17 protein-coding genes are annotated in these 17307 nt (G+C 70.6%); 8 read left to right on the top strand and 9 right to left on the bottom strand.

What is annotated here, in order from left to right:
• The first annotated feature begins 275 nt into the window (after positions 1–275).
• The 3 genes from oxlT to AC0IWM_RS19295 all read left to right on the top strand — a co-directional run bounded on the left by oxlT (position 276) and on the right by AC0IWM_RS19295 (position 2252).
• Entirely contained in the window at positions 276–1574 is a 1299-nt protein-coding gene (oxlT, locus tag AC0IWM_RS19305) for an oxalate/formate MFS antiporter (RefSeq protein ID WP_471757621.1), read from the top strand.
• Between the two features lie 167 nt (positions 1575–1741).
• A complete protein-coding gene (locus AC0IWM_RS19300) occupies positions 1742–1939 on the top strand; it encodes a hypothetical protein (RefSeq protein WP_056468394.1) in 198 nt (65 codons plus the stop codon).
• Positions 1940–2084: 145 nt separating this feature from the next.
• Complete coding sequence (locus AC0IWM_RS19295) at positions 2085–2252, top strand: hypothetical protein (protein WP_471757619.1); 168 nt, start codon at positions 2085–2087, stop codon at positions 2250–2252.
• A gap of 84 nt (positions 2253–2336) precedes the next feature.
• Here AC0IWM_RS19295 and AC0IWM_RS19290 read toward each other — a convergent pair whose 3' ends face one another.
• The 4 genes from AC0IWM_RS19290 to AC0IWM_RS19275 form a co-directional block, all read right to left on the bottom strand.
• Complete coding sequence (locus AC0IWM_RS19290; protein ID WP_471757617.1) at positions 2337–2750, bottom strand: hypothetical protein; 414 nt, start codon at positions 2748–2750, stop codon at positions 2337–2339.
• 258 nt (positions 2751–3008) lie between these two features.
• Complete coding sequence (gene pgl, locus AC0IWM_RS19285; protein WP_471757615.1) at positions 3009–3737, bottom strand: 6-phosphogluconolactonase; 729 nt, start codon at positions 3735–3737, stop codon at positions 3009–3011.
• A gap of 73 nt (positions 3738–3810) precedes the next feature.
• Positions 3811–4785, bottom strand: coding sequence for a phosphogluconate dehydrogenase (NAD(+)-dependent, decarboxylating) (gnd, locus tag AC0IWM_RS19280; RefSeq protein ID WP_471757613.1), 975 nt, complete (start codon positions 4783–4785; stop codon positions 3811–3813).
• A gap of 173 nt (positions 4786–4958) precedes the next feature.
• Positions 4959–7292: an NADP-dependent malic enzyme gene (locus AC0IWM_RS19275; protein ID WP_471757611.1), complete on the bottom strand. Its 2334-nt coding sequence runs from the start codon at positions 7290–7292 to the stop codon at positions 4959–4961.
• Positions 7293–7677: 385 nt separating this feature from the next.
• On the opposite strand from AC0IWM_RS19275, the gene AC0IWM_RS19270 reads away from it, so the two are divergent.
• Positions 7678–7932, top strand: coding sequence for a DUF3297 family protein (locus tag AC0IWM_RS19270; protein ID WP_056468409.1), 255 nt, complete (start codon positions 7678–7680; stop codon positions 7930–7932).
• 3 nt (positions 7933–7935) lie between these two features.
• Here the strand turns inward: AC0IWM_RS19270 and AC0IWM_RS19265 are convergent, their stop codons facing one another.
• The 4 genes from AC0IWM_RS19265 to aspS all read right to left on the bottom strand — a co-directional run bounded on the left by AC0IWM_RS19265 (position 7936) and on the right by aspS (position 11816).
• Entirely contained in the window at positions 7936–8628 is a 693-nt protein-coding gene (locus AC0IWM_RS19265) for a hypothetical protein (RefSeq protein ID WP_471757609.1), read from the bottom strand.
• Positions 8625–9077, bottom strand: a complete 453-nt coding sequence (locus AC0IWM_RS19260) for a hypothetical protein (RefSeq protein ID WP_471757607.1) — start codon at positions 9075–9077, stop codon at positions 8625–8627. The genes AC0IWM_RS19265 and AC0IWM_RS19260 overlap by 4 nt, the downstream gene beginning before the upstream one ends.
• A 536-nt stretch (positions 9078–9613) precedes the next feature.
• Positions 9614–9931, bottom strand: coding sequence for a hypothetical protein (locus tag AC0IWM_RS19255; RefSeq protein WP_471757605.1), 318 nt, complete (start codon positions 9929–9931; stop codon positions 9614–9616).
• A 70-nt stretch (positions 9932–10001) separates the two neighbouring features.
• Entirely contained in the window at positions 10002–11816 is a 1815-nt protein-coding gene (gene aspS / locus AC0IWM_RS19250) for an aspartate--tRNA ligase (RefSeq protein ID WP_471757603.1), read from the bottom strand.
• Between the two features lie 185 nt (positions 11817–12001).
• Here aspS and AC0IWM_RS19245 point away from each other — a divergent pair, with 185 nt between their 5' ends.
• The 4 genes from AC0IWM_RS19245 to cuyB all read left to right on the top strand — a co-directional run bounded on the left by AC0IWM_RS19245 (position 12002) and on the right by cuyB (position 15390).
• Complete coding sequence (locus AC0IWM_RS19245) at positions 12002–12448, top strand: hypothetical protein (protein WP_471757601.1); 447 nt, start codon at positions 12002–12004, stop codon at positions 12446–12448.
• A gap of 79 nt (positions 12449–12527) precedes the next feature.
• Positions 12528–13679 carry a ribonuclease D gene (gene rnd, locus AC0IWM_RS19240; protein ID WP_471757599.1) on the top strand — a complete coding sequence of 384 codons (1152 nt, stop codon included), beginning with the start codon at positions 12528–12530 and terminating at the stop codon, positions 13677–13679.
• Positions 13680–13713: 34 nt separating this feature from the next.
• A complete protein-coding gene (locus AC0IWM_RS19235; protein WP_471757597.1) occupies positions 13714–14586 on the top strand; it encodes a LysR family transcriptional regulator in 873 nt (290 codons plus the stop codon).
• 93 nt (positions 14587–14679) lie between these two features.
• Positions 14680–15390, top strand: coding sequence for a cysteate racemase (gene cuyB / locus AC0IWM_RS19230; protein WP_471757595.1), 711 nt, complete (start codon positions 14680–14682; stop codon positions 15388–15390).
• 40 nt (positions 15391–15430) lie between these two features.
• Here the strand turns inward: cuyB and AC0IWM_RS19225 are convergent, their stop codons facing one another.
• Positions 15431–17248 carry a hypothetical protein gene (locus AC0IWM_RS19225; RefSeq protein WP_471757593.1) on the bottom strand — a complete coding sequence of 606 codons (1818 nt, stop codon included), beginning with the start codon at positions 17246–17248 and terminating at the stop codon, positions 15431–15433.
• Positions 17249–17307: the final 59 nt, after the last annotated feature.

Raw genomic sequence — 17307 nt, 5'->3', positions numbered from 1 at the left:
TCCGGCAACAGGCGGCGTCCTGATCAGGACACGGTCAGGTCGGACTCTGGTCCAAGCCCGTAAACGCATCCGACAACCCGTTTAATCCCGAAAAATCGCACCCCATTGTAGAATTATTCTGCTTGCACGGGTCCGTGGTATACCAAATAATGCACATCTGCTGCCCGGCAAGTGAACCGCAGGATTCGCCTCAGGCGTGCCGGCTGCAATTGAGCATTCGATCGGGACTTCGAACAAAACGCCTCCCGTCCCAAGCAGAACGAGGAACTCAGCTCATGGCGATGACTGCTGCCGCGCCCCCTATGACGAAGCCGACCGTCAATCGATGGTTGCAATTGACTCTCGGCGTGGCCTGCATGGTCGCGGCCGCGAACATTCAGTATGCCTGGACGCTCTTCGTCCCCGAGATTCAGAAGACCTTCGGCTGGGATCGCGCGGCGATCCAGGTCGCCTTCACGATCTTCGTCGTGGTCCAGACCTGGCTGACGCCGATCGAGGGCTACTTCATCGACAAGTACGGCCCGAGCCGCGTGGTGCTGTTCGGCGGCCTGATGACCGGCCTCGCCTGGGTAATCAACTCCTATGCCACCTCGCTCACCGGCTTCTATGCCGGCTCGGTGGCGGGCGGCATCGGCGTCGGCTGCGTCTACGCCACCTGCATCAACAACGCCCTCAAGTGGTTCCCGGACAAGCGCGGCCTCGCGGTCGGCCTCACGGCGGGCGGCTACGGCGCGGGCTCGGCCCTGACGATCATCCCGATCGCCAACATGATTTCGCAGGGCAGCTACGCCCAGGCCTTCTTCATCTTCGGGCTGATCCAGGGCGGCATCATCATGTTGGCGGCCCTCGGCCTGCGGTCGCCCGCCAAGGGTGAGGTCATCTTCTCCACCAAGGTGCTGCAGACCCGGCGCGACTACACCCTGCGGGAGGCCCTGCGCACCCCGGTGTTCTGGGTGATGCTGCTGATGTTCACCTGCACGGTGACGGGCGGCCTGATGGCGGTGGCCCAGCTCGGCGTCATCGCGCAGGATCTCGGCGTGAAGGAGTTCCAGGTCAACCTGTACTTCTTCGCCATGGCCGCTCTGCCCTTCGCGCTGATGCTCGACCGGGTGATGAACGGCATCTCGCGCCCGCTCTTCGGCTACGTCTCGGACCGGATCGGCCGTGAGAAGACGATGTTCATCGCCTTCACCATGGAAGGCATCGGCATCGTCGCGCTGGGCTATTTCGGCACGAACCCGTGGGCCTTCGTCATCCTCTCGGGCATCGTGTTCCTGGCCTGGGGCGAGGTCTACTCCCTGTTCAGCGCCACCGCCGCCGACACCTTCGGCTCCAAGCACATCGGCAAGATCTACGGCGTGCTCTACTGCGCCAAGGGCTTCGCCGCCCTGTTCGTGCCGGTGGGCAACCTGCTGATGCAGGCGACCGGGACCTGGGCGACGGTGCTCTACACCGTGGCGGTGATGGACCTCATCGCGGCCTTCCTCGCCATCGCCGTGCTGCGGCCGATGCTGAAGCGCCACCACGCCGCGCAAGGCGTGGTCCAGCCGGCCGGCGTCCTGGCGCACGCCTGACCCGACCGCGCCCCGGCTCTCGGGCCGGGGCGTCTCCGGGGTCCCGCCGCGCCCGGCCCGGACCGACGTCCCCATTCGAGCCGGGCCGGGCGCCCGGCTCGACGCCGTCTGCGCCCCGGGCGACACCGAGCCGTTCGGTCCGCCTCTCCACCGGCAAAGGTTCCGAGATGGTCCTGTCCGTTCTCCTCGCCCTGGTGAGCATCCCCTTCGCGATCGTCGTGCTGCAGACGGCCGACTTCAACCGCGACGTCTTCGCCGTGCTGTACGTGTCCTCCCTCGGCCTCGTCCTCTCGGCCATCCTGCTGGTCGGCGGATACTACCTGCTGCCGCTGCCGCCGATCGTCGCCGAGCCGGTGCACCGATAGGGGACGCGCCGGGGAGCACGGCCTCGTCCGCTCGGGTCCCGCGTGAACCCGGCTTCGGCCGCATGACCGCGCCGCAGCATGAGGCATACCCAATTCCGTTGTGCAGTGCGATAAGGGTCCGTCGCACCGTCACCGGAATCCCACGATGCTCTCGCTGTTCATTCTCGGCCTGGCCGCCGTCGCCATCGGCCCGATGCTGGCCCTGCTGATCGACGACGGGACGGCCGGACCGGCCGCCGCGGATACCGGCGCCGCCGGCATGTTCGTCGTCCTCAACGACAACGTCCGCGACCCGGTCCGGCGCGCCGCCTGAGCCGGCGCCGAAACATCCGACGCTTCGACCCGCCCGGCTCGCGTCGCGGCGGGTCTCTTCATGCGCGGTCCTCGACCCGAAGGGTCAGGGGGTCCTGGGAGCTCTGGCCGCCGCCGCGCGGGCCGGCTGGGCCGGCTTGACGGCCGGCGCCGCGGGGAGCGCCGGCTCCTCGATCGTGAGGGCGCCGCTCTCGTCGTCGAGCACCGGGATCAGGTCGACGCTGAGGGCGGGGGCCCGCTCGCGGGCGTCGCCGGCCGCGGGCGCCGCCGCGGCGCGGGCCGGCGCGGGGTCGGCGACGGCCGCGACGATCGGGGTCGGGATCACGGGTGGGGCCGGCGCCTCGACCGCGGCCCGGGCAACCGGCTCGCCGGCCCAGACCCGGGCCGGGGCGGTCGCCTCGTCCGCGACCGGGTAGGGGGCCTTCACGGTGAGGACGAGGAGGACCGGCAGGCCGAGGACGGCCACGAGGGCGAGGCCCGCGAGGGCACCGGAGCGCATGCCGCGCAGGACCGGATGGGATGCGGCCTCGGAAACCGAGCGCAGCGGTCCGATCCGGTGACGGGATGCGCGGCGCCACCGCCGGGGTGCGGCGGGTCGGCGGGACAGGCCGTCGAAAGACTCCACGCCCATGGCACAGCGTTGCGAGACCGGGAGATTCCGGCAATGGGCAAGTGTTCGCTCACCGATACCGGCAAATCAATCCCTTTTATCAGTGATGCGTCGGCCCGGGGTGGCGAATCTCTGATTTTCCGCAGATCAGGCTCCGGCCGCCTCCTGATCGACCAGCCAGACGAGGCGGCCAACACTGCGCAGGTGCCGCGCGGGCAGGTCCTCGCCGCGCGCGAGTCGGCGCAGGGGTTCCTGCTTGCCGGCTCCCGTCACGAGGACCAGGGCCTCGCGGGCCGAGGCGAGGGCCGGGAAGGTGAGGGTGATGCGGGGCACGAAGGGGGCGAGCCCCGCCTCCGGCACCGGCGCCGTCCAGGCATGACGCTCGGCCAGGGCGGGCTTGCCGGGGAAGAGCGAGGCGGTGTGCCCGTCCTCGCCGAGGCCGAGGAGGACGAGGTCGAACAGGGGCCGGGCGGGATCGAGGACGGCCGCGCCGTAGAAGGCCCGCAGGGTCTCGGCATAGGCGCGCGCGCCCGCCTCCGGGATGCCGCCGGTCTCCATCCCGTGCAGGTGGCCGTCCGGGATCGGTGCGTCGCCGAAGGCCTCGCGGGCCATGCGGACGTTGCTCGCCGCATCCGTCCACGGCACCATCCGGTCGTCGCCGAAGAACCAGTGCAGGCGCTCCCAGGGCAGCCGCGCCCGGTAGTCCGGCCCGCTCAGCCGGGCGTAGAGGCGCTTGGGCGTCGAGCCGCCGGAGAGGCAGACCGCGATGGCCGGCCGCGGGGCCGAGCCGCAGAGGGCCACGAGGCGTTCGGCGGCGGCCTCCGCCACCGCGTCGGCATCGGGCAGGATCTCGGCGGCCTCGGGCAGGGGGATCATCGGCGCGGAACCTGGATGGAGCGGGACGGGGCCGGGGACAGGCCCACGGGACGCGCGGGCGACCGCCGCGGGGTTACTTCGGCTCCTGGTGCCCGCCGAAGCCCTTGCGCATGGCCGAGAGCAGCTTGTCGGCGTAGCTCGCCTCCTCGCGGGAGCGGAAGCGCGCGTAGAGGGCGGCCGAGAGCACATTGGCCGGCACCGATTCCTCGATGGCGGCGTTCAGGGTCCAGCGCCCCTCGCCGGAATCGGCGACGAAGCCGGAGAAGTCCTCGAGGTGCTCGTCCTGGGCCAGGGCCCCGGCGGTGAGGTCGAGGAGCCAGGACGAGACCACGCTGCCGCGGCGCCAGACCTCGGCGATGTCGCCGATGTTCAGGTCGAAGCGCTGGGCCTCGGGCAGGTCCTCGGAATCGGCGTGCCGGAGAATGTCGAAGCCCTCGGCATAAGCCTGCATCAGGCCGTACTCGATGCCGTTATGGACCATCTTGACGAAGTGTCCCGCTCCGCTCGGACCGGCATGGATGTAGCCGGCCTCCGCCCGCGGGTCGCGGCCCTCGCGGCCGGGGGTCTTCGGGATGGTGCCGACGCCCGGCGCCAGGGTCCGGAAGATCGGGTCGAGGCGCTCCAGGGCGGCGGCGTCGCCGCCGATCATCATGCAGTAGCCGCGCTCCAGGCCCCAGACGCCGCCGGAGGTGCCGACGTCGACGTAGTGGATGCCGGCGCCCTTCAGCTCGGCGGCGCGGCGGATGTCGTCCTTGTAGAAGGAATTGCCGCCGTCGATGACGACGTCGTCCCGGGCCATCAGGCCGCCGAGGGTCTTCACCGTGGCCTCGGTGATGGCACCCGCCGGGAGCATCACCCAGGCGGCGCGGGGCACGGTGAGCTTGGCGACGAAGTCATCGAGGCTGTCGGCGCCCGTCGCGCCCTCCGCCACCAGGGCGGCGACCGCCTCCGGGTTCTGGTCGAAGACCACCGCCTGGTGCCCGTCCCGCAGCAGCCGACGGACGATGTTGCCGCCCATCCGGCCGAGGCCGATCATGCCGAGTTGCATCCCGTGTCTCCCGTGCCCGCGACGGCGCACCGGACCCGCGCCCGGCCGTCGCACGCTCCCTCACGCGAAGGGCTATCGCATTTGGGCGGCCAGGGCGAGGCGGCGGTTCGGCCGCCGCCCCTGCATCCCACGCGCGGGTCTCCCCCTTGCCGGACGCCGTCGATGCCCCCGCCTCAGGCCGAGGTCGGCCCGACGCCGGGCTCGGCCAGAATCGGGCTGGTCCCGACCTCGGCCGCCTGCGCCTCGACCACGGCGGCAGCCGTGACGTTGACGATGCCGCGGGCGGTCACCGACGGCGACAGGATGTGGGCGGGCTTGGCCGGGCCGATGAGCAGGGGTCCGACGGGGAGGGCGTCGGCCAGGACCTTGGCGAACTGGAAGGCGATGTTGGCCGCATCCAGGTTCGGCAGGATCAGCACGTTGGCCGCCCCCTTCAGGCGCGAGGCCGGCATCACCCGGTCGCGGATGATCTCCGACAGGGCGGAATCGGCCTGCATCTCGCCGTCGACCTCGAGGTCGGACCGGCGCTCGCGGATCAGGCCGAGGGCGGTGCGCATCTTCACCGCCGAGCGCGAATCCGACTGACCGAAATCCGAGTGGCTGAGCAGCGCGATCTTCGGGGTCAGGCCGAAGCGGCTGACGTGCTCGGCACAGGCCACGGCCACGTCCGCGATCTCCTCGGCGCTGGGATCCGGCCGCACGTGGGTGTCGGCGAGGAAGTAGGCGCCCTCCTTGGTGACGATCAGGCTCATGGCGGCGAAGTCGAGCACGCCGGGAGCGAGGCCGATCACGTCGCGGATCACCCGCAGGCGGGTCTCGAAGCGGCCCTCGAGGCCGCAGATCAGCGCATCCGCCTCGCCGCGGCGCACCGCGATGGCCCCGATCACGGTGTTGTTGGTGCGCACCAGGGTGCGGGCGGCGTCCGGCGTGATGCCGCGCCGTCCGGCGGCCTCTAGGTAGGTGGCGACGTAGTCGCGGTAGCGCGGATCGTCCTCGGGATCGATGAGGTCGAAATCGACGCCCTGCCGGAGGGAGAGGCCGAAGCGCTTGATCCGGGTCTCGATCACCCGGGGCCGGCCGACCAGGATCGGCCGGGCGACCTTGTCCTCGGAGATCGCCTGCGCGGCGCGCAGCACGCGCTCGTCCTCGCCCTCGGTATAGATGACCCGCTTGGGGTTCTCCTTCGCCTTGGAGAAGATCGGCTTCATGATGAAGCCCGAGCGGTGGACGAAGCGGTCGAGGCCGTCGGTATAGGCCTGGACGTTCTCCAGGGGCCGCCCGGCGACGCCCGAATCCATCGCGGCCTGGGCGACGGCCGGGGCGATGCGCAGGATCAGGCGCGGATCGAACGGGCTCGGGATCAGCGAGCGCGGGCCGAAGGGCCGGGCCTCGCCGCCATAGGCGCGGGCGACCACGTCGGAGGGCGTCTCGCGGGCCAGCGCCGCGATCGCCTTCACGGCCGCCTGCTTCATCTCCTCGTTGATCGAGGTGGCGCCGACGTCGAGGGCGCCCCGGAAGATGTAGGGGAAGCAGAGGACGTTGTTGACCTGGTTGGGGAAGTCCGAGCGCCCGGTGCAGATCATGGCGTCGGGGCGCTTCTCCTGCGCCAGGTCCGGCATGATCTCGGGGTAGGGGTTGGCCAGCGCCATGATCAGCGGCTTGTCGGCCATCTTCTCTAGGTATTCGGGCTTCAGCACGCCGCCGGCCGAGAGGCCGATGAACACGTCGGCGCCCGGGATGACGTCGGCGAGCGTCCGGGCCTCGGTCTCCTGGGCGTAGACGTCCTTCCAGCGGTCCATCAGTTCGGTGCGGCCCTTGTAGACCACGCCCTTGATATCGGTGACGGTGATGTTCTCGACGCGGGCGCCCAGCGACACCAGCAGGTTGAGGCAGGCCAGCGCGGCGGCTCCCGCGCCCGAGGTGACGATGCGGACGTCGGAGAGCCGCTTGCCGGCGAGCTCCAGGCCGTTGAGGACGGCGGCCGCCACGATGATCGCGGTGCCGTGCTGGTCGTCGTGGAAGACCGGGATGTTCATCCGGGCCCGGCACTGCTCCTCGACCTCGAAGCACTCCGGCGCCTTGATGTCCTCAAGGTTGATGCCGCCGAAGGTCGGCTCCAGGGCGCAGACCACGTCGACGAGCTTGGAGACGTCGTGCTGGGCGACCTCGATGTCGAACACGTCGATGCCGGCGAACTTCTTGAACAGGACGGCCTTGCCCTCCATCACCGGCTTCGAGGCCAGCGGCCCGATATCGCCCAGGCCCAGCACGGCGGTGCCGTTGGTGAGCACCGCGACGAGGTTCTGGCGGATGGTGAGGGTGGCGGCCTCCTGCGGATCCTCGTGGATCGCCATGCAGGCGGCGGCGACGCCGGGCGAGTAGGCCAGCGCCAGGTCGCGCTGGTTGCCCAGCGGCTTGGTCGCCTGGATCTCCAGTTTCCCGGGCCGCGGCAGTCGGTGATAGACGAGCGCTCCCGACTTGAGATCGTCGGACATATTGTCGCCCATGGTCGTCCTCCTCAGGATTGCGCGCTGCCCCGGCGTCGGAGCGCGTCTCCCATCATCGGCGGGATTGTCGCTTGTGGGCTCCTGTTGCACCGGCTGCCCAGTGGGCGCAACCCGCGTCAGGAGACCCGGATCGACCGTGCCCGCCCGCCGTTCGGGCCGGTTTCTCCATCGGCACAAACTCCTATGCCGGGGCCTCCCTGTCGCGTCCGGATCGCGGTCCGACGCTGACGATCGGAGCGTTTTGTTCCATCGCGGCGCCGATCGCGTTCCCGGCCGCCCCCGCATCGGGGGCCGCGGGCGGCCCGGCGTTGCGGCCCCGCGCCGAATCCCGTACCCGCTTGCGTTCCTGCTCCGCATGACGTGAAACGATCCAAGGCCCGCGACGATGTCCGACACGCCCCCCGACCGCCTCGCTGTGAATCCCAACAGCCCGTACTACGACGAGAAGATCCTCGAGCGCGGCATCGGCATCCGCTTCAAGGGCGTCGAGAAGACCAATGTCGAGGAATACTGCGTCAGCGAGGGCTGGGTCCGACTCTCGGCCGGCAAGACCCTGGACCGCGCCGGCAACCCGATGACGGTGAAGCTCAAAGGCTCCGTGGAGCCGTATTTTCGCGACGACGCTCCGGCCGAGGGCTGAGCCTCAGGCCGACGCGTCCTCCAGCGGGAACGGCGTCGGCTCCCAGTACGGCTCGATCTTCGTGCCGCGGATGTTGTCCGCCTCCCAGCCGTGCAGGATGTTCGCGAGCGCAGCCCGATCGCTGGCCAGGCGCGGTTCGGCCACGCTCAGGACCATCCGGCGGCGTTTCTGGACCCAGGGGACATCGGGATACCAGTTTTCGCGAAGCTCCGGCTCCAGGGTTTCGTAGAGCGCCCGCGCCGCAACAAGGTCGCCGAGAGCGATGTGGAAGATCAGGCGCGTTTCCGACCATTGCGGCACCTTGCGATCGGTGCCGTCGGTGTAGACCGCCCAGAATGCCGGCAGCGAATCGATCGCGCGAAGCCGGGGAAGTGCTTCCGTCGCGATGACCAAGAGCAGATCCTCGATCATCGTCGGGTCCGTCCAGTCCCAGTATGCCACGCGGGACGATGCAGGACGATGCAGGTAGCCGGAATAGCCGATGCTCGTCAGCGGATCGGAACCCGGTATGAAGGTCTGCAACATCGTCCATTGCGGCGTACACAGGTCCTTGTGCGAACTTCGGTCGATCAGGACGCGCAACGCCACGTGCCGAACCGGAAGCAGCCAGAGATAATGGGACCCGATCTGTTTCAGGTCGCCATACTGCGCTGCCAGCGGCCCGAAAACCTGTTTGATCTGCTTGGCGTTCGTCATCGGGACGGCCTTACTTCACTCACGATGATGCGCTGCGTGCCAGGGAAATTGATGGCAACCATCCGTGGGATCTGGGTGGCACGTAGAGCTGCCAGGCCGCGCTTGCCGGTCTTGAAATCGTGGATGCAGACCGTCGCTGGGTCACTTTTTTCAAGGGCGTCAAGGCGGATTGAAAACTGAGTTCCGTAGGGCGCCGGGTCTATTTTATCGGGAACAATTGAGTCCGTTGTACCAAGAACATATGTAACCTCCGGAACAAGATTAGGATCGTTAAGGGCACGGATTTTTGCAGCAGCGGCTGCGTGAACTTTGTTGCCGAAATCTTGCGCGTCCATGAAATTCCCGGTGGCGCGCACCTGAGAGACGGAGTCATCGAGGATACCCTGAACCTCGCCACGACGCGGACAGGCGGCGTCCAATTCCGCTTGGTCGACCCGACCGACCCACATCGCCGGATTGTTCGCATCTGCCCCGAGCTCATACGCGCTGGCCGGCGCCTCGAAGAGACCAGGGTGGCGCGCGACAGGATCTCGCCCATCTCGCCGTCGCGGATGGTCTGGGTCCGCCCATCCATCTCGAAGAGGGTTCGGGTCCCGCCCGGCGCGACGACGACGTGCCGCTCGTCCCAGGTCTCGGAGGGCCGGCTGCGAATCCGCAGCGAGAGCACCCGCGAGCCATCATCGGCGACGACGTCCTGCCCGCCGTCTCCAGCGGTCCATTGCCCGGCCCCGGTCTCGCCGGCGGGCGTCCAGGGCTGATCGGGATCGTATTTCCCGGAAGAGGAGATGCTCGACGCGGAGCAGGCCGAGTTCGACCCTCAGGGCCGCGAAGTCATAGGGGAGTTTCGCGCGTTCCGCGCTCTCACGACCTGACAACGACATGGGCGGAGCTCCAGAGAGATCGAGCGACCAGCCCATCTCTCTCCCGGAATCACCGGAATATCAATAAAAACCTATTTTAGCTTTATATTCAAAGATTCAGAAGGTCAGTCCGCGCTGACCCCGAGCACCCGCTCCCGCTTCGCCCGCTCACCGGCGAAATTCCGCACCGCCACGGCCACCGCCTCCGCCAGCGCCGACTCGGAGGTCGGGTCGCGCAGGACGAGGCTGGTGATGGCGTCGGGGTGGTTCTTGCGCTGCTTCGGGGTGCGGGCGTGGTTCGAGACCCGTAGGGCGAAGGCGCAGGCCTCGGGCTTGAGGTAGACGCTGTCGCCCCGGGTGTTGCGGGCCACCACCGCGAAGCCCTGCGCGGCGAGGATCGCGACGGCGCGGGCCAGGGCCTCGGCGGGCCGGAGGACGTTCATGGGCGTGGAATCCCGCCGGCCCAGAGGCGCACGGCCGCCCCCGTGCGGGGACGGCCCGGGTGCTGCCGCCTCAGGCGCCCTTCTCGGGCAGGTTGAGGCGGATGTGGAGCTCGCGCAACTGCTTCGGCGTGGCCTCGGCGGGGGCGCCCATCATCAGGTCCTCGGCGCGCTGGTTCATGGGGAACAGCACGACCTCGCGCAGGTTCTGCTCACCGCAGAGCAGCATGACGATGCGGTCGATACCCGGCGCGATGCCGCCGTGCGGGGGGGCGCCGAGCTTCAGGGCGTTGAGCATGCCGCCGAACTTCTCCTCCAGCACCTCGACGCCGTAGCCGGCGATGCCGAAGGCCTTCTCCATCACGTCGGGGCGGTGGTTGCGGATGGCCCCCGAGGACAGTTCGGTGCCGTTGCAGACGATGTCGTACTGGAACGCCTTGATGTTCAGGATGGTCTCGGCATCCGCCGGGTCGAGGGCGAGGAACGCCTCCCGGTCGAAGTTCGGCATCGAGAACGGGTTGTGCGAGAAGTCGATCCGCTTCTCGTCCTCGTTCCACTCGTACATCGGGAAGTCGGTGATCCAGCAGAACGCGTACTGGTCCTTGTCGGACAGGTTCAGCTCGTCGCCGATGCGGATGCGGGCCTTGCCGGCGAGGGCGGCCGCCTTGGCCTCGGTGCCGGCCGAGAAGAACACCGCGTCGCCGGCCTTCGTGCCGGTCTTTTCGCGGATGAGCGCCTGCACGTCCGGCGGGATGAACTTGGCGATCGGACCCTTGCCGGTCAGCGTGCCGCCATCGTCCTCGAAGATGATGTAGCCGAGGCCCGGCGCGCCCTCGGCGCGGGCGAAGTCGTTGAGCTTGTCGAAGAACGAGCGGGACTGGGTCGCCGCCCCCGTGGCGGAAATGGCCCGGACCACGCCGCCGGACGCGATCACGCCCTTGAAGGCCTTGAAGGCGACGTCCTCGCGGGCGAACTCGGCCGTCACGTCGGCGATGATCAGCGGGTTGCGCAGGTCCGGCTTGTCGACGCCGTATTTCAGCATCGCCTCGGCATAGGGGATGCGCGGGAAGGTGCCCGTCACGCGCTTGCCCTCGGCGAATTCCTCGAAGACCGAGCGCAGGACCGGCTCCACCGCCTGGAACACGTCCTCCTGGGTGACGAAGCTCATCTCGATGTCGAGCTGGTAGAACTCGCCCGGGGAGCGATCCGCCCGCGCGTCCTCGTCGCGGAAGCAGGGCGCGATCTGGAAGTAGCGGTCGAAGCCCGCGATCATCGTCAGCTGCTTGAACTGCTGCGGGGCCTGCGGCAGCGCGTAGAACTTGCCAGGGTGGACGCGGGACGGGACCAGGTAGTCGCGCGCGCCCTCCGGCGAGGAGGCGGTGAGGATCGGGGTCTGGAACTCGAAGAAGCCCCCGTCCCGCATGCGCCGGCGCAGGCTGTCGATGATCGCGCCGCGCTTCATGATGTTGGCATGCAGCTTCTCGCGCCGCAGGTCGAGGAAGCGGTACTTGAGCCGGGTCTCCTCCGGGTAGTCGAGGTCGCCGAAGACCGGCATCGGCAGCTCGCCCGCGGGGCCGAGCACCTCGAGGTCGTCGATGTAGACTTCCAGCGCGCCGGTGGGCAGGTCGGGATTCTCGGTGCCGGCGGGGCGGGTGCGGACCCGGCCGTCGATGCGGATGACCCATTCCGAGCGCGCCGCGTTGGCGGCCTGGAAGGCCTTCGAATCGGAATCGACCACGCATTGCGTCAGGCCGTAATGGTCGCGCAGGTCGATGAACAGCACGCCGCCATGGTCGCGGATGCGGTGGCACCAGCCGGAGAGGCGGACGCTCTGGCCGACATCGGACGGCCGGAGCGCCCCGCAGGTATGGGTCCGGTAACGGTGCATGACGGGCTGCTGCATAACGGGCTGACGGATCACGGGCTTTGGGGATTGAGCGGCGCACCATTCACGCGGGGGAGGTGAAGTCAAGGCGAGGCCGATGCGCCGGCGGGGCCGAAAGGCCACCGGAACGCGGCGGACGCGGCCCCGCACCCCTTCCGGAATCGTCCGGCGATTCCCATATTAATGCCATGAATTCCAACGCTTTTTTCGACATTCTGCGGCAGGCCGGGGCGGAGGCTCCCGAAGCCGCGCCCGCGCCCGCGACGGGCGAGCGGCAGACAAGCGAGCGGCAGGAGGGCCGCTGGCGCGTCCTGCCCCTCGAGGGCACCTTCGAGATCGTCTACGAGGATTCGCGCGGGGCCTGGAGCACCCGGCGGGTCGAGGCGCGCGAGCTGAAGCTCGGGCCGGGCCGGACGCTCCTGGGCGGCATCGACCGAGGCCGCGGCGGCTACCGGGGCTTTCGCGCCGACCGCATCCGCCGCCTCGCCGATCCGGCGAGCGCGACGCGGATCGAGGCCGGCATCCGGGACTGGCTCCTCGCCCGCGCCGAGGCGCAGCGCCGCGCGCGCACGGCTCGGGTCCGGGCCCTGGCGTCGCGCCGGCGCGGGGCCAAACCGCGCGCGGCGGCCGCCTAACGGTGTGCGGGACCTCGAATTCTGGTGAGCGGGTCCGGCGTCCCTCGCCTGGGGCGAGAACCTTCGGTATAGCCGATTCATGGATCTGATCGCCACCACTGCGGCCCTGGCCGAGGCCTGCACCCGCCTGTCCGCCCATCCCTTCGTGACCGTCGACACGGAGTTCATGCGCGAGACGACCTACTACCCCAAGCTCTGCCTCATCCAGATGGCGGCGCCGGACGGGACCGGCGTCCTCGTGGACCCGCTCTCGCCCGATCTCGACCTCGCGCCGTTCTTCGCGCTGATGGGCGACGAGGGCGTGGTGAAGGTGTTCCATTCCGCCCGCCAGGACCTGGAGATCATCTGGCTCCTCGGGGGCCTGCTGCCGCAGCCCTTCTTCGACACCCAGGTCGCCGCCATGGTCTGCGGCTACGGCGACTCGGTCTCCTACGAGCAGCTCGTCAACGACGTGGCCAAGGCCAAGATCGACAAGTCCTCGCGCTTCACCGACTGGTCGCGCCGGCCGCTCTCGGACGCCCAGCTCAGCTACGCCCTCTCGGACGTCACCCACCTGGTGAAGGTCTACGAGGTGCTGGCGGGCCAGCTCCTCTCCACCGACCGGGGCGAGTGGCTCGACGAGGAGATGAGCGTGCTCACCTCGCCGGAGACCTACCGGGCCGATCCGGCCTCCGCCTGGCGCCGCCTGGCGGGGCGGATGCGCAAGCCCCGCGAGATCGCGGTGCTCATGGAGGTCGCCGCCTGGCGCGAGCGGGAGGCCCAGAGCCGCAACGTGCCGCGCGGGCGCATCCTCAAGGACGAGGCGGTGATCGACGTCGCCACCTCGGCCCCGCGCAGCGTCGAGGCCCTGGGGCGCCTGCGCTCGATTCCCGCCGGCTTCGAGCGCTCGCGCACCGGCACCGACATCCTCGCGGCGGTGGAGCGGGGCTTCGCCCGCGACCTCTCGGAGATCGCGCTACCCGAGCGCACCCGCAGCCGGGGCGGCAACGGGGCGCTGGTCGAACTGCTCAAGGTCCTGCTGAAGGCCGTGTGCGAGACGGAAGGGGTCGCCCCGAAGATCATCGCGACGGTGGACGACCTGGAGGCCATCGCCGAGGACGACGACGCCGACGTGGCCGTGCTGCACGGCTGGCGCCGGGCGCTGTTCGGCGAGAAGGCGCTCGCCCTCAAGAGCGGCCGCCTCGCCCTCTCGGCCGAGCGCGGCCGGGTCGTGGTGCGCGAGCTGGCGTGAATCCATCCGGCGTGAGCCGACGGGGACGGACGCCGTGGAACTGAAGTGGCTGGAGGACTTCCTCAGCCTCGCCCAGACCCGCAGCTTCTCCCGCTCGGCGGAGGCCCGCCACGTCACCCAGTCGGCCTTCAGCCGGCGCATCCGCGCCCTGGAACTCTGGCTCGGGGTGAACCTCGTCGACCGCAGCACCTACCCGACCACCCTGACCCCGGAGGGGCGCCGCTTCCGCGACACCGCCGAGGAGAGCGTGCGGGCGCTCCTCGGCGCCCGGGCGGACCTGCGCGCCGGCCTCGATTCCGCCGAGCCCCTGGTGCGCATCGCCGGGCTGCACACCCTGGCGCTGACGTTCTTCCCCGCCTGGCTCCGGACCCTCGCCGCCCGGATCGGGCCGGTGGCGACGCGGCTCCTGCCGGACGACTTCCACGACTGCCTCCAGGCCCTGGTCGAGGGCGGCTCGGACTTCCTCCTGACCTTCCACCATCCGGGCGTGCCGATCCCCCTCGATCCGGAGCTCTACCCCCACCGGGTGGTCGGCGCCGACGCGCTGGTTCCGGTGCGCAGCCCGGCTCTGGCCGAGGGCGCGCCGCTGCCGCGCCTCGACTACGGGCGGGATTCCTTCCTGGGGCGCGTCAGCCTCCTCGCCCAGGCCGAGCTCGGCCTGCCGCAGGGGCCCGTGGTCCACGCCAACCCGATGGCCGAGGCCCTGAAATGCATGGCGCTCGAAGGGCACGGCCTCGCCTTCGTGCCGCGCAGCCTCGTCACCCGCGAACTCGCCGAGGGCCGCCTCGTCGCCGCCGGACCGGAGGTCCCCCTGGAGATCCGGCTCTACCGCAACGGCGCCAAGGCCCATGGCCCCAGGGCGCGCGCCGCCGTGGCGGCGATCTGGGCGGCGGCCGAGGCAGGTTAGTCCGAACCCGCATGGGGCGTTCCGACACGGCATTGGCCCCCGCGCCGCTCTTCGCGCATCCCTTCGCCCGGACGAGCGAGGAGGAGACGGGCGATGGCGGGCGGCGAGGTGCTGGGCGTGCTCGGCGGCATGGGACCGATGGCGACGGTGGACTTCCTGAGGAAGCTCGTGGAGGCGACGCCCGCCACCCGCGACCAGGACCATCTCGCCGTGGTGGTGGCCCAGGCCGCCGACATTCCCGACCGGACCCGGGCGATCCTGGGGCAGGGACCCGACCCGCTGCCGGCGATGACCCTCGCCCTGCGCCGCCTCGAGGCGGTGGGCGCCACCCGCCTCGCGATCCCCTGCAACACCGCCCACCACTGGCACGGCGCGCTCCAGGCGCGGACGCCGGTTCCGATCCTGCACATCGTCGATGCGGTGGCGGCGGCCCTCGCCCTCAGGGGCGTCGCGGACGGGCCGGTGGGGCTGCTCGCCACCGACGGCACCCTCCGGTCCGGGCTCTATCCCCGGCACCTCGGCCGGCACGGCCTCAGCTGCCGCGTGCCCGCGGACCAGGCGGCGGTGATGCGGGCGGTGCGCCTCGTCAAGGCGGGGCAGGGGGCGCAGGCCCGGCCCCTGCTGCAGGCCGCGGCCGAGGCGCTGGTGGCGGGCGGCTGCCGGCAGGTGGTGATGGCCTGCACCGAGATCCCCCTCGCGCTCGCCGATCCGGCCGGGCCGCTGGGCGCGGTCCTGCTCGACGCGACCGATGCCCTGGCGCGGGCCTGCGTGGCGGCGGCCGCGCCGGTGAGCCGGGCGGCGTGATCCCGTAGGCCCGGCCGGCCTCGGCTCAGTTTGCCTCGGCTCAGTTTGCCTTGGCGTTGACCTCGAGCCGGTCGAACAGGGCGGCCGGGGTCGGGGCGGCGCTGAATTCCAGCATGCCGATGCCGGCGGCGTTCTTCGGCCGCAGGCTGACCGAGAGGGTGCCGGGCTTGGTCACGAACTGGCCCATCGCGGCGCCGATGGCCTTGGCGCCCACGGAGTTGCCGAGGATCGCGGGCACGCCGAACACGCTCGCGGTGACGTATTCCTGCTTCAGCTCCTCGGGCTTGAGGCTGAGCACCTTGGACTGCGCGGCGATGAAGCGGTCGAACAGGCCGGTATTCTCGATGGTCAGGTCGAGGGCCTTGGCGGTGGCCGACAGCATGGCGAAGCTCGACACCGCCATGTCCGGGTTGAACACCTCCGGGCCGATGCCGCCGATCATGCCGTTGATGCGCAGGCTGCCCATGTCCTTGCCGGAGACCGAGACCTCGCCGAGCTTGAGCTCGCGGGCGGCCTCGTCCCAGGAGGTGTCGGCCACCAGGGCGAGGTCGAGGTCGCTGTAGCCGTAGAGGCCGAGGGAGCCGAGCCCCGGCACCCCGGCGACCGCCGAGGCCGGCAGGGTCAGGCCCGACAGGCTGAGGCGCCCGGCGGTCGGCACGCCGTCGCGCGGAGGCGCGAAGTTCATCGAGCCGTCGCGCAGGCCGACATGGGTCGGGCCGGACACCGCCTTGTCGGCGGGATCGCGCGGCGCCTTCGCCTCGGCCGGCAGGTCGAGGCTGAGATCCTTCACGGCCAGGGTGCCGAAGGCCGGCGTCAGCAGGCGCAGCTCAGAATCCGAGGGCGGCGCGGTCAGGGCGGAGAGCTTGCGCAGAGCCGCGACCGTCGGGCCGAGGGAGAAGCCGTCCAGCGAGAGGCGCGCGAGGCGGGCCTTGGCGCCGTCCGCGCCCGCGAAGGCGATGTCCTCCAGGAGGAGGCCGGCGCCGGTCATCCCGAGGCGGGCGATGCCGAGGCTGAAGGCGTCGCGGGGCTTGGCCTCCTGGACGCTGAGGCCGGTGGCCTCCAAGGAGCCCACCGAGACCGCCTCGGCGAGGTCGGCCCCGAGGCTCATTAGCCGGGAGCGCTCGGGCGGCGCGAGCCGCTCGTAGTCGACGGCCGTGAAGGCCTGGAGCGCGCCCGTCCAGGTCGCCGGGATCTGGCGTCCGCTGAGGTCGCGGCCCTCGATCCGGGCGATCTTCACCGCGGTGCCCCGGGCATCCACGTAGGCGACGTCGTCGACCGCGAAGGTGGCGTAGATCCGCTGCAGGGCGCTCTTGCCGTCGCCCGGCTCGCCGTAGAGGCGGGCCAGCACGGTGAGGTCGAGATCGGTGGCGCGCATCCGGCCGTAGGTGCCGGTGCCCTTCTGGGGTCCCCCTTCGAGGAGGATCGAGGCTCCAGCGGCGGTGAGTTCGGCGACGCGCCCGGCGCGCACGTCGCGGGCGACCACGTCGCGGTAGGTGACCACCGGCGTCGCCCCGGCCGCGCCGGTGCGCTCCACCCGCAATTCGGGCATCGCCAGGCTCGCGGCGTCCAGGCGCACGAGGCGGGAGGCCCAGGACTCGCCCGGACCGGGCTTCAGCAGGGCGGTGAGCTCGTCCTTCGACAGGCGGGTGCCGCTGGCGGTGAGGCGCGGCGCCTTCAGGACCGTGTCGCCGAACGTCAGGGTCACGTCCTGCAGGGTGACGTCCTGGACCGCCGAGGCCGCCTCCTGGGCCCGCGCCGCACCGGGCTGCAGGACGCCCCCCGCACCGAGGAGGACGAGGACGCAGGCCGAGGCACCGGTCGCCCACGCGAGGAGGGGGCGGCCTTTCGAGCAGGTCATGGGCTTATCCGGATCGCTGGCGAAGAGGCGCTTTCAGGGGAAAGGCCCGGAGGCGTCGG

The organism is Methylobacterium sp. AC433, from assembly GCF_979253015.1.
Note: the sequence above shows the minus strand (reverse complement) of the source record. Positions and strands in the feature narration are given on the sequence as shown.